The organism is Streptomyces sp. LARHCF249 (assembly GCF_052871255.1).
The window spans coordinates 1-11,719 of record NZ_JBIXJQ010000031.1 but is presented as its reverse complement, the minus strand read 5'-3'; the positions used below and the strand labels follow the sequence as shown (position 1 = coordinate 11,719).

Below are 11,719 nucleotides of genomic sequence, written 5' to 3'. Positions count from 1 at the left end.
TCGAGGCCGCCGTGGGCAGCGAGGAGTACAGCGCCCTGGCCGCGCCGCTGGCCGCGCTGGTGAAGTCCGAGCCGGCCACGTGGACGACCCTCCCCGAGGGCGAGCGCCTGCAGGCGGACGGCACCTATGCCTGATCAGGCCCGGACCCAGGCCCGGACGCGGACCGGGGCCGACCAGGTGCTGGTCGTCGGCGCCGGGCCGGTCGGGCTGACGGCCGCCCACGAACTGGCCCGCAGGGGCCTGCGGGTGCGGCTGATCGACGGCGCCGACGGGCCCGCGCGCACCAGCCGCGCGGTGGCCGTGCACCCGCGCACCCTGGAGACCTTCGACCAGATGGGCGTCGTGGCGCCGGTGATCGAGGCCGGGCGGCACAACCGCGCCTTCACGATGTTCGCCCGCGGGCGCAAGCTCGTGCGGCTGGACGCCGACTACTCCTCCATGCCCACCCGGTACCCGTACACCGTCATCATCGAGCAGACCCGCACCGAGGCGGTGCTGCGCGAGGCGGTGGCCCGGCTCGGCGTCCGCGTCGAATGGGGCGTACGGCTGGGCGACTTCACCCAGGACCCCTCCGGGGTGCGGGCCCGCCTGGAACGGGCCGACGGCACGCGCGAGGAGTACGAGGTCCCCTGGCTGGTCGGCTGCGACGGCGGCCACAGCACGGTCCGCAAGCAGCTGGGGCTGCCGCTGCTCGGCGAGTCCAGCGAGACCTGGGAGCTGGCCGACGCGCCGGTGGTCACCGGCCTCGCACAGGACAGCATCTACTGGGTGCACACCGGCCGGCAGGCGATGATGATGGTGCCGTACAGCCGGGAGGGGCACTGGCGGCTGCTGGACACCGCGCCCGCCGGCGACGCGGCGGGCAGCGTCGCGAGCCGCTTCGGCGCCAAGCTCAGCGCGGGGCTCGGACAGGGCGTGAGCGTGGGCGAGCCGCAGTGGACCTCCGTCTTCACCTTCCAGCAGCGCATGGTGCCGCGGATGCACGAGGGCCGCTGCTTCGTGGCCGGTGACGCCGCCCACGTGCACAGCCCCGCCTCCGGCCAGGGCATGAACACCGGTGTGCAGGAGGCGTACAACCTGGCGTGGAAGCTCGCCCAGGTCGAGCAGGGCCGGGCCGGGCGCGAACTGCTCGACACCTACGGCGAGGAGCGCGTGCCGGTCGGCAAGGCGCTGCTCGGCAGCACCCGCACGGCCACCTTCCTGGTCCAGTTCAAGAACGTGATGGCCGGGCTGATGCTGCCGGTCGTGATGGGTGTCGTACGCAATGTCCCGCCGCTGCGCCGGGCCATCCAGCGCAAGGTGCTCGGCGGCATGTCCGGGCTGCGCCTGGCCTACCCCGAGTCCTCGCTGACCACCCCGGACCTGGGCATCGGGACCCCGGCGGGCAGCCGTGCGTCGGCCGCCGCCGCCCGCTTCCCCGGCGACCCGGGCACCGACGCGCTCCAGGAGGAACTGCGCGACACCCGCTGGTCGTTGCTGTGCGCAGCGGGCGGCCCCGGCGCGGCCGCGGCGGCGGCGGCCGAAGCCGCTGCCGAGTACGGGCCGTGGCTGTCGGTACGGACCGTCGGCGGGACCCCGGGCGAGGCCACCGGAGCGCTGGCCGACCCGCACGGCCGGCTGCGCCAGGCGCTGGGCCTGGTCCCCGGCGGCTGGGTGCTCATCCGGCCCGACGGGTACTTCGCCGCCAGCGGCGCCTCGCTGACCGGCGGGATCCTGCGCCGGGCACTGGCCCCGCTGGGCCCCGAGGCCGTAGGGGTACGCCGGCCCGTCGGCGCCCGCTGAACCGCCCCCCGGCGGTCAGACGGCGCCGGCGAGCGAGGCGGTCAGCCGCGCCGAGACGGTGCGCAGGACGGCGTCCGTGTGGTCGCTCAGGTAGAAGTGCCCGCCCGTGAAGACCTCCGAGTGGAAGCCGCCCGACGTGTGCCGCTCCCAGGCCAGCGCCTCCTCGACGGTGACCTTGGGGTCGGCGTCCCCGGTGAACGCCGTCACCGGGCAGCGCACCGCGGCTCCGGGCCGGTAGACGTGCGTCTCCACCGCCTTGTAGTCGGCGCGGATCGTCGGCAGCAGCATCGCCCGCATCTCGGGGTCGTCCAGCAGCTCGGAACCCGCCGCCTGGTGGGACTTGATCTCGGCGACCAGCTCGGCGTCGCTCGCGTCGTGCCAGCGCTCGCCGCGGCTGACCGAGGGGGCGCGGCGGCCCGAGACGAACAGCTCGACGGGACCGTCCCCCCGCTCCTCGAGGCGCTGGGCGACCTCGAAGCCGATGACGGCTCCCATGCTGTGCCCGAAGAGGGCGAGCGGCTTGTCCCGGTACGCCGAGAGCTCCCCGGCGATCTGGTCGGCGAGGGCGGTGATGTCCTCGACCAGCGGCTCCATGCGCCGGTCCTGACGGCCCGGATACTGCACGGCCAGCACCTCGACCGAGGGCGAAAGCGCCTGGGCCACGGGGAAGTAGAAGCTGGCGGAGCCGCCCGCGTGCGGCAGGCAGAGGAGGCGTACGGCCGCGTCGGGGGCCGGACTGAAGACGCGGAACCACTCCGGATCGCCGCTGGGCCCGTTCATCTGCTTCTCCGCTCGCCGCTCTTGATCGTTCTTGATCACTCTTGATGACCGGGTTCCAGGGTGCAGGGCGGGGCGGCTGCGCGAAACCCCGGACCGGCCCCGGCGGCCGCCCGCTCGACAGCACCTCGACCGGATCTCCGGCGCGCCTCCGGCCGTCCGGGAAACCCTGTCGACCAGCGGGTGTCACCGAACCCGCCGTGATCCGTGCGACCCGGCCCACCCCCGTCCCGGTCGTACGGTTCGCAGCGCCCGGCCGGCGCGCTGCACCAGATCCGAGGCCGTCGCCCCTCCTGACGAGGAGCGACGGCCTCGGATCGTTTCGTACGGCGCGCCCGGGCCGCCGGAGCCTCGAGAGGCCCTGGAGAGGTCGAGAAGGATTCAAGCGGCTCTCCGGTGGATCTTGTCAATCTCGAGAGCCAGGGCGAGAGAGGTTGAGCCGATGACGGGTGAGCGAGTGCACCGCAGGACGTACGCGGTGGACGTGGCAGCGCCGGCAGGCGTGGTCTACGGGTTGATCGCGGACACCACCCAGTGGCCGCTGTTCGTGCCGCCGAGCATCCATGTCGAACGGCTCGACTTCGACGGGATCCGGGACCGGTTCCAGATGTGGGTCACCGCCAACGGCACCGTCACGTCCTGGCTGTCGCGCCGCACCCTGGACGCGCAGGCCCACCGCATCGACTTCCACCAGGAGGTCCCGGCCGGGCCCGCCCTGTCCCTGGGCGGCCGCTGGACGGTCGAGGCGCAGGGCGCCGCACGCTCCCGGCTGACGCTGGACCACGAGTTCACCGTCGCCGACGACCGGCCCGAGGACCTGTCCTGGGTGGAACGGGCGACGGACACCAACAGCCGTGCCGAGCTGGCGCGGCTGAAGGAGACGGCCGAACGCTGGACCTCCCTGGACTCCCTGCTCCTGTCCTTCGAGGAGTCCGTACGCGTCAAGGGACCGGCCGAACTCGTCTACGACTTCCTGTGCGGCATCGGAGACTGGCCCGGCCAGGTCCCGCACGTCGCGCGCGCCGAGGTCGCCGAGGACCAGCCGGGCGTGCAGGTGGTCCGCTTGGACACCGTGTCCGGAACGGGCCCGGCGGCGCAGACCACGCAAGAGGTCCGGATCTGCTTCCCGCACGCGCTGCGGATCGTCCACAAGCAGACCCGGACGCCGGTGCTGCTGGAAGCGCACACCGGGGAGTGGTCGGTGATCCCCGACGAGACGGGCGTCACGGCCGTCGCCCGGCACAACGTGCTGCTGCGCGAGGAGGCCGTCCAGGCGGTCCTCGGCCGGGGCGCCGGAATCGAGGACGCGCGTCGCCACGTACGCGAACTCCTCGGCGGGCAGAGCGCCACCGTCCTGGGCCTCGCCAAACAGCACGCGGAATCCACCATCAGAACCCTCTGACCCGGGAGTTGATCAACGCCATCATGACCACCTCCCTGCACGCCCCGAACACCGCGCCGGTCTCGGCCGCCACCGCCTCCGCCTCCCACGAGGCGGCTGCGCTGCGCCGGGCCGCCCGGCTGGAGGCCCTCCTCGGCGCCCCCCAGGACCCCGCCAACCCGCACGGCATCGCCGCACTGTGCGCCGCCGACTCCCGCGGGGAGCTTCCGGCCGCCACCGAACGGCTGCTGACCGGGACCGGACTCGCGGCCGAGTTCGTCCCGGCCGAGTTCGGCGGCCGCCTCACCCGCGCAGACCTGCTCGCCAAGGTGCTGCGCCCGGTCTTCCGCCGCGACCTGGCCCTCGGCTTCGGCTTCGGCATCACCTCGCTCTTCGCGAGCGCCGCGGTCTGGGCCGCCGGCACCGCACGCCAGCGCGAGCGGACCGCGGACCTGCTGCTCGGGGGCGGACGGGCCTCGATCGTCCACCACGAACTCGCCCACGCCAACGCCATCCTGCGCGACGAGCTCGTCGCCGCCCCGGACCCGCGCGGCGGCTACACCCTCGACGGCCGCAAGGACGTGATCATGAACGCGTCGCGGGCGGGCGCGTACGTGGTCTACGCCCGCACCGCGGCCGAACGCGGCCCCCGCAGCCACTCCGTCCTGCTCCTGGACCCCGCGGAGCTGCCCGCCGAAAGCATCCGGCACCTGCCCCGCGTGCCCACCCCCGGCATGCGCGGCGGCCTCTTCTCCGGCCTGGAGTTCACCGGGTGCCCGGTCCCCGAGGACGCCCTGGTCGGCAGCCCCGGCGAAGGCGTCTCGCTGGCCCTGCGCACCTTCCAGGTCAACCGCTGCCTCATCCCCGGCGTCGCCATCGCGGCCGCCGACACCGTGCTGCGCTCGGCCGTGCGCGCCGCGTCCACCGGACGCAGCACCCCCGTGGCCAAGCGCTGGCACAAGCCGCTCGCCGGGGTCTTCGCCGACCTCCTGGCCTGCGACAGCATGGCCACCGTCGCACTGCGCTCGCTCAGCCTGCTGCCCGAGCGCGCCCACATCCTGGCCGCGGCCGTCAAGTACGTGGTGCCGGACCTGCTGCGCGAGAGCCTGGAGGAACTCGCCACCGTCCTGGGCGCGCACGGCTACGAACACGGGAGCCCGAGTTACGGCTCCGTCGACAAGCTCGTGCGCGACCTGCCGGTCGCGGGCCTCGGCCACGCCGGCACGGCCGCCTGCCATGCCGTCATCGTCCCCCAGCTGCGCAGCCTCGCCGAGCGCTCCTGGTTCCTCGCCGAGGAGCCGCCGCCCGAGCTGTTCCGCAGCGGGGCGGCCCTGCCCGTGCTCGACTACCGGCTGCTGGGCATCGCCAGCGGCGAGGACTTCCTGTCCGCCTCGCTCATCGGCTCGGCCGCGCGCCTCGCCGCGACCCGCGGCGTCGGCGGCCAGATGGCCGTCCTCAGCGACCTCGCCGAGGGCTTCGTGGGCGAACTGCGCGCGCTGCGCACCGAGTGCGCGGCCCTGCCCGCCTCCCGGACCGCCCTGACGGACCCCGCCGTCGTGATCCTCAGCGACCGGTACGCGATCGTGCAGGCCGCCGCCGCCGTACTCGGCATCTGGGAGGGGCAGGACGGCGCGGACGCCTTCCTCGCCGACCCGGCCTGGGCGGTCCTGGCGCTGTCCCGGCTCGCCGGGCGGCTGGGCATCGTCGTCCCGGACCTGCCCGAGAGCTGTCTGCGCCAGGTGCTGGACGAACTCATCCGCCGCTACCGCGGGGGCCTCAGCTGTGATCTCGACGGCAGCGAGCTGACCCAGTGACAGGGAACCGGCGGGCGAGCCAGGAGAATCAGAGAGGGAACCACTCCATGCCTCACCAGATCGCACTGGGAGAGCGGACCATCGCGCCGCCCATCCACGTCTCCGGGCCCGGCGGGCCCTGGAACACGGTGTGCGAGAACCTCGAACGCGACGGCAGCGCCGTCGTGTTCGCCACCTGGGGGGAATGGCTGACCGCGGCCCTCTCGGACTCCGAGCTGCGCCCGCTGCTCGGCCGCGACTGGCAGCGCTACCGGCGTACCGAGAACGCGGCGATGCGCTACTGCTTCGTCGCGTCCCGCATGGTCGTGAAGTACACGGCCGCCGCGGCCTTGAGGACTGAACCCGCCGCGCTCGACCTCGCGTACAAGATCGGTGGACGGCCCTACATCCGCGGATTCGACCAGATCGACATCAGCCTGAGCCACACCGACGACCTGATCGTGGTCGGCGTCAGCAGGACGGGACGGATCGGTGTCGACACCGAATCAGCCCAGCGCAAGATCTCCTTCGAGCTGTTCCACGACCACATGTGCACCCCCGCGGAACACGCGGAGCTGACGCGCATGTCCCAGGACCGCCAGACCTCCGAGCTGCTGCGGCTGTGGACCCTGAAAGAGGCCTACACCAAGGCACTGGGGCAGGGACTGCGCCTGGGCTTCACCGAATTCGGCTTCGGTCTGGAGAGCGGTGACCTGCTCGCCCCCGACGGCTCCCCCGCCTCCCGCGGGGAATGGGCCTTCGCGACCTTCCCGGTGCTCGCCGACCGCTACCTGGTGAGCGTGGCCTGCCACGACACCGGACTGGACGCCGCCCGCGACACCGCCGTCCACACCATGCTCGACGAGGGCTTCATGGGCGCGGTCGAGGAAGGTCTGGCGCGCGCGTGAAGCGGATGAGCAGGCCGTGTCAGCGGCACGTCAGCGCCGCGTGGCCGCCGCCCGCACACTCCGAGACCTTTCCATGCCCGATGCACGCAGCCGACCGAGGAGGGAGCAGATGGCCGCGCCCGTGACGGTGATCGTCACTCCCGGCCCGCCGCCTTCGCTCGACCTCCACGGACCGCTCACCCCCCGGGCCCTGGAGGCGGCGCTCGCGGCGCTGCCGCCGTGCACCCCGACGCTGCACCGGCACACCGAGAACCACCACACGCTCGAGGTGCCCCCGCCGCCGTTCCCCGCGGGCACCCTCGCGGACCTGCTGGCCGCGCCGTGGTCCGAGGACGCCGCGCCCGGCCCCCGCAGGGCCGGCGCACCGGACCCCGCCGTGCCCGGCGCGGCCGAAGCGCCCGAACCGGCCCCGGCCGCGGCCCCCGCCGCGCCGCTCCAGCACGACGTGCTGCTCGACGCGCTGGCCCGGCCCGGCGCCGGGATGCACGTCGGGCAGGTGTACTGGCGCTGGCACGGCCCGCTGGACGTCGCCCGCTTCACCGCGGCCTGGCAGTCGCTCGCCGACCGCGAAGCGGTGCTGCGCGCCGCCGTGGCCCGGCCCGTGCGCGACGCCGGCCCGCAGATCGCCGTCCATCCGTACGCCGCCGTGGAGATCCTGAGCCACCGGCACGACGCGACCGACTGGAACACCCTGCTGGCCGCCGAGCGCGCCCGCTCCTTCGACCTGCGCCACCCCGGGCCGCTGCGCATCGCCCTGCTGGACGATCCGCCGTCCGGGGAGGGCGGCGCCCGCTCCACACGGATCCTGATCACCTATCACCAGGCGCTGCTGGACCACCGCAGCGTCCGCACCCTGCTCGGCGCCTTCTACCGGGCCTACCTCGCCGACGGCCGGGTGCCCGGCGGGGAGCGCCGCCCCGACGTACGGGACCACCTGCACTGGCTGCACGCCCAGGACCCGGGACCCGCCCGCTCGTTCTGGTCGCGGGCCGCTCCGTCGCCCGAGGCCGCGACCCTGCCGGCCCGGCCCGCCGCCCGCACCACCGGCCGGCTCGGCCACGGCCGGACCCGGTACACCCTCACCACCGCCGAGGCGGTCCGGCTGCGCGAATGGGCCGCCCAGTGGGGTGCGACCGAGAGCACCGCGCTGTACGCCGCCTGGGCCCTGCAGCTCTACCGGCCCGCCGCCGACCTCGACGCGAAACCGCGCCCGGTCGCCTTCGCCGTCACCGTCTCGGGCCGCGGCATCTTCCTGGAGGGCGTCGAGACGCTGCCGGGCCCGCTGCGCAACCCGCTGCCCCTGCAGCTCGTCGTCGATCCGGCGGCGACCGTGCCGCGGCTGCTCGACGACCTGACCTGCCGGGCACTGGACTCCGCCGCCTACGAATGGGTGTCGGCCGGACAGATCCAGGCGTGGGCGGGCACCTCCCCGGACGCGGGCCGGCTCACCGAATCCCTGATCGTGTTCGAGCCCCCGGCGCGGCGCGAGAACGGCTACGGGGAGCACGCGCACGGGGAGTACAGGTACCGCGAGGACGCCTACCGCGAGGAACTCGCCGCCGAGGGCGTCCGGGTGGACCCGCCCGAGGCCCTCGGCCCGCTCACCGGTGTGCCCTTCACGCTCACCGCGCAGCACCAGGCGGACGGCTCCCTCGTGCTGACCGCCGTACACGACCGGACCCGCTTCTCCGACAACGCGGCCGCGCTGATCCTGTCGCAGACCGCGGACCTGCTGCGCGAACTGCCCTTCTCCGCCGACGGGTTCACGACCGTCGCCCAGGCGCTCGGGCTGCTCTCCGGAGCCCGCGTGCCCCCGGTCACCATCCGTCCGACCGGCGCGCTGCGGCTGTTGCGCGAAGCCGCCCACCCGGGCGCCGGCACGATCTGCCTGATCCCGCCGCCGGACGCCGCGCCGGACTGCTACGCCCGGCTCGCCGATCTCCACGCGGGCCCGGAGGCGCTGGCCACGCTGCCCGCTCCGGCGGACGCGGCGGACTTCCTGACCGGGCTGCGCCCCGCGCTCGCCACCGGGGAGCCCCTCGTCCTGGCCTGCTTCTCCGGCGCGGGCACCCTCGCCTGCGAGATCGCCGACCGGATCGCCGCGCACGGCTGGTACCCGCCGTTCGTCGTGATCGCGGGCACCGCCGACGGCGGCCCGGACTCCGCCCGCGCCCTCACCCGGGCGCTCACCTCCGCGACCGCGAGGCCCGGATGAGCCCTGCGGCAGCCGCCTGCTGACGCGGGCGCGCGCACCTCGTCCGCCCGCGGTCTCCCACCGCCGCTCTGCCATGGGCCGAGCGTCCCCTCCCACCCTGGAGCACTATGTCCCGCCGACTGTTCACCTCCGAGTCCGTCACCGAAGGCCACCCCGACAAGATCGCCGACCAGATCAGCGACACGATCCTCGACGCGCTCCTCAGCCAGGACCCGACCTCCCGCGTCGCCGTCGAAACCCTCATCACCACGGGCCTCGTGCACATCGCGGGCGAGGTGACGACGAAGGCCTACGCGCCGATCCCGCAGCTCGTCCGCGACAAGATCCTCGAGATCGGCTACGACTCGTCCGCGAAGGGCTTCGACGGCGCCTCCTGCGGCGTCTCGGTGTCCATCGGCGCGCAGTCCCCGGACATCGCGCAGGGTGTCGACACCGCCTACGAGAAGCGGGTCGAGGGTGCCGCCGCAGGTGAGGAAGGTGACGAGCTCGACAAGCAGGGCGCCGGCGACCAGGGCCTGATGTTCGGCTACGCCACCGACGAGACCCCCGAGCTGATGCCGCTCCCGATCCACCTCGCGCACCGGCTCTCCCGCCGCCTGTCCGAGGTCCGCAAGAACGGCACGCTCCCGTACCTGCGCCCGGACGGCAAGACCCAGGTCACCATCGAGTACGACGGCGACACGGCGGTGCGCCTGGACACCGTGGTCGTCTCCTCGCAGCACGCCTCCGACATCGACCTGGAGGGCCTGCTGGCCCCCGACATCCAGGAGCACGTGGTCGAGTACGTGCTGGCCCAGCTGGCCGAGGACGGCATCAAGCTGGACACCGAGGGCTACCGGCTGCTGGTGAACCCGACCGGCCGCTTCGAGATCGGCGGCCCGATGGGCGACGCCGGCCTCACCGGCCGCAAGATCATCATCGACACGTACGGCGGCATGGCCCGCCACGGCGGCGGCGCCTTCTCGGGCAAGGACCCGTCGAAGGTGGACCGTTCGGCCGCGTACGCGATGCGCTGGGTCGCCAAGAACGTGGTCGCCGCCGGTCTCGCCTCGCGCTGCGAGGTCCAGGTCGCGTACGCGATCGGCAAGGCCGAGCCCGTCGGCCTGTTCGTCGAGACCTTCGGCACCGCCAAGGTCGACACCCAGAAGATCGAGGACGCCATCACGGAGGTGTTCGACCTGCGCCCGGCCGCGATCATCCGCGACCTCGACCTGCTGCGCCCGATCTACGCCCAGACCGCCGCCTACGGCCACTTCGGCCGCGAGCTGCCCGACTTCACCTGGGAGCGCACCGACCGGGCCGAGCAGCTCAAGGCAGCGGTCGCCCGCTGACGCCCGAACGACCGCCACCCAACCGCCCCGCCGACGGCGGGAGCCCGGCCCACTCCGTCCCGATCAGGAGACCACGTGCGTATCGCGGTGACTGGATCCATCGCCACGGATCACCTCATGGCCTTCCCAGGCCGGTTTGTCGACCAGCTCCTCCCCGACCAGCTGGAGCACGTCTCGCTCTCGTTCCTCGTCGACTCGCTCGAGGTGCGGCGGGGCGGAGTGGCGGCCAACATCGCCTACGGCCTCGGCGGACTGGGCCTGGCCCCGGTCCTCGCCGGGGCGGTGGGCGTCGACTTCCACGAGTACGAGGTCTGGCTCAAGGAGCACGGAGTCGACACCGGCGGGGTGTACGTCTCCGACACCTGCCAGACCGCGCGCTTCATGTGCATGACCGACGAGGACTCCAACCAGATCGCGTCCTTCTACGCCGGCGCGATGGCGGAGGCGGCCGAGATCGACCTGCGCTCCCTCACCGGCCCCGGGGATCCGCCCGTCGACCTGGTCCTGGTCTCGCCCAACGACCCGGCCGCGATGGTCCGGCACACCCGCCAGTGCCGGGGCCTGGGCATCCCGTTCGCCGCCGACCCCTCCCAGCAGCTCGCCCGCCTCGACGGCGACGAGGTGCGGGAGCTGGTGACGGGGGCGCGCTGGCTGTTCACCAACGCCTACGAGGCCGCGCTGCTGCGCGAGCGGACCGGCTGGGACGCGGAGGAGGTCCTCGAGCGCGTCGGCATCTGGGTGACCACCCTGGGCGCCGACGGCGTCCGCATCGAGCGCAAGGGTGAACCCGCCCTCACCGTGCCGGCCGTCCCCGACGTCCTGCCCAAGGACCCGACGGGCGTCGGCGACGCCTTCCGGGCCGGGTTCCTCGCGGCCGTCAGCTGGTACCTGCCGCTGGAGACGGCCGCGCAGCTGGGCTGCGCGATGGCCGCCCTGGTGCTGGAGGCCGTGGGCTCGCAGGACTACGAGGTCGACGGCGAGCGGCTGCTGGCCACCGTCGAGTCGGTCTACGGTCCCGAGCCGGCCCGGCTGCTGGGCCCGGCGCTGCGGGCGCTGGCATGAGCGGGACCCGGGCCGATGCCCTTCGTGAGGCGCTCGCGACCCGCGTGGTCGTCGCCGACGGGGCCATGGGGACGATGCTCCAGGCGCAGGACCCCTCGATGGAGGACTTCCAGCAGCTCGAGGGCTGCAACGAGGTCCTCAACGTCACCCGTCCGGACATCGTGCGCACGGTCCACGAGGCGTACTTCGCCGTGGGTGTGGACTGCGTGGAGACGAACACCTTCGGTACGAACCTCGCGGCGCTCGCCGAGTACGACATCGCCGAGCGCAACTTCGAACTGTCGGAGGCGGGTGCGCGGATCGCCCGCGAGGTCGCCGACGAGTTCACCGCTTCCACCGGGCAGCAGCGCTGGGTGCTGGGCTCGATGGGTCCGGGTACGAAGCTGCCGACGCTCGGCCACATCACGTACGACAAGATCCGTGACGCGTACCAGGTCAACGCGGAGGGTCTGCTCTCCGGGGGCGCGGAT

Annotated in this window: 9 protein-coding genes; 8 read left to right on the top strand and 1 reads right to left on the bottom strand. The window is 73.7% G+C overall.

The window, feature by feature from the left end:
• The first annotated feature begins 126 nt into the window (after positions 1-126).
• A complete protein-coding gene (locus ACIPUC_RS37165; protein ID WP_446594858.1) occupies positions 127-1,782 on the top strand; it encodes an FAD-dependent oxidoreductase in 1,656 nt (551 codons plus the stop codon).
• A 15-nt stretch (positions 1,783-1,797) separates the two neighbouring features.
• Here ACIPUC_RS37165 and ACIPUC_RS37160 read toward each other — a convergent pair whose 3' ends face one another.
• Positions 1,798-2,562 (bottom strand): thioesterase II family protein, encoded by a 765-nt coding sequence (locus tag ACIPUC_RS37160; RefSeq protein ID WP_446594857.1) that lies wholly within the window; start codon positions 2,560-2,562, stop codon positions 1,798-1,800.
• A gap of 439 nt (positions 2,563-3,001) precedes the next feature.
• Here ACIPUC_RS37160 and ACIPUC_RS37155 point away from each other — a divergent pair, with 439 nt between their 5' ends.
• The 7 genes from ACIPUC_RS37155 to ACIPUC_RS37125 all read left to right on the top strand — a co-directional run.
• On the top strand, positions 3,002-3,961 hold the full coding sequence (locus ACIPUC_RS37155) for an aromatase/cyclase (RefSeq protein WP_446594856.1): 960 nt from the start codon (positions 3,002-3,004) through the stop codon (positions 3,959-3,961).
• Between the two features lie 23 nt (positions 3,962-3,984).
• The gene (locus ACIPUC_RS37150; protein ID WP_446594855.1) at positions 3,985-5,754 is read left to right on the top strand and encodes an acyl-CoA dehydrogenase; all 1,770 of its coding nucleotides are present in this window, start codon (positions 3,985-3,987) and stop codon (positions 5,752-5,754) included.
• Positions 5,755-5,801: 47 nt separating this feature from the next.
• The gene (locus tag ACIPUC_RS37145) at positions 5,802-6,641 is read left to right on the top strand and encodes a 4'-phosphopantetheinyl transferase family protein (protein WP_446594854.1); all 840 of its coding nucleotides are present in this window, start codon (positions 5,802-5,804) and stop codon (positions 6,639-6,641) included.
• Between the two features lie 109 nt (positions 6,642-6,750).
• Positions 6,751-8,856, top strand: coding sequence for a condensation domain-containing protein (locus ACIPUC_RS37140; protein ID WP_446594853.1), 2,106 nt, complete (start codon positions 6,751-6,753; stop codon positions 8,854-8,856).
• Positions 8,857-8,963: 107 nt separating this feature from the next.
• A complete protein-coding gene (metK, locus tag ACIPUC_RS37135; RefSeq protein ID WP_446594852.1) occupies positions 8,964-10,187 on the top strand; it encodes a methionine adenosyltransferase in 1,224 nt (407 codons plus the stop codon).
• Positions 10,188-10,262: 75 nt separating this feature from the next.
• A complete protein-coding gene (locus tag ACIPUC_RS37130) occupies positions 10,263-11,249 on the top strand; it encodes a carbohydrate kinase family protein (RefSeq protein WP_446594851.1) in 987 nt (328 codons plus the stop codon).
• Positions 11,246-11,719, top strand: a 474-nt coding sequence (locus ACIPUC_RS37125) for a homocysteine S-methyltransferase family protein (RefSeq protein ID WP_446594850.1), incomplete at its 3' end; no start/stop codon positions are given. The genes ACIPUC_RS37130 and ACIPUC_RS37125, both read left to right, overlap by 4 nt.

What these genes read in the sequence shown, in the direction of transcription:
- ACIPUC_RS37165 (WP_446594858.1), top strand. Translation starts at nt 127, where the DNA reads ATGCCTGATCAGGCCCGGACCCAGGCCCGGACGCGGACCGGGGCCGAC.
- ACIPUC_RS37160 (WP_446594857.1), bottom strand. Translation starts at nt 2,562, where the DNA reads ATGAACGGGCCCAGCGGCGATCCGGAGTGGTTCCGCGTCTTCAGTCCG.
- ACIPUC_RS37155 (WP_446594856.1), top strand. Translation starts at nt 3,002, where the DNA reads ATGACGGGTGAGCGAGTGCACCGCAGGACGTACGCGGTGGACGTGGCA.
- ACIPUC_RS37150 (WP_446594855.1), top strand. Translation starts at nt 3,985, where the DNA reads ATGACCACCTCCCTGCACGCCCCGAACACCGCGCCGGTCTCGGCCGCC.
- ACIPUC_RS37145 (WP_446594854.1), top strand. Translation starts at nt 5,802, where the DNA reads ATGCCTCACCAGATCGCACTGGGAGAGCGGACCATCGCGCCGCCCATC.
- ACIPUC_RS37140 (WP_446594853.1), top strand. Translation starts at nt 6,751, where the DNA reads ATGGCCGCGCCCGTGACGGTGATCGTCACTCCCGGCCCGCCGCCTTCG.
- metK (WP_446594852.1), top strand. Translation starts at nt 8,964, where the DNA reads ATGTCCCGCCGACTGTTCACCTCCGAGTCCGTCACCGAAGGCCACCCC.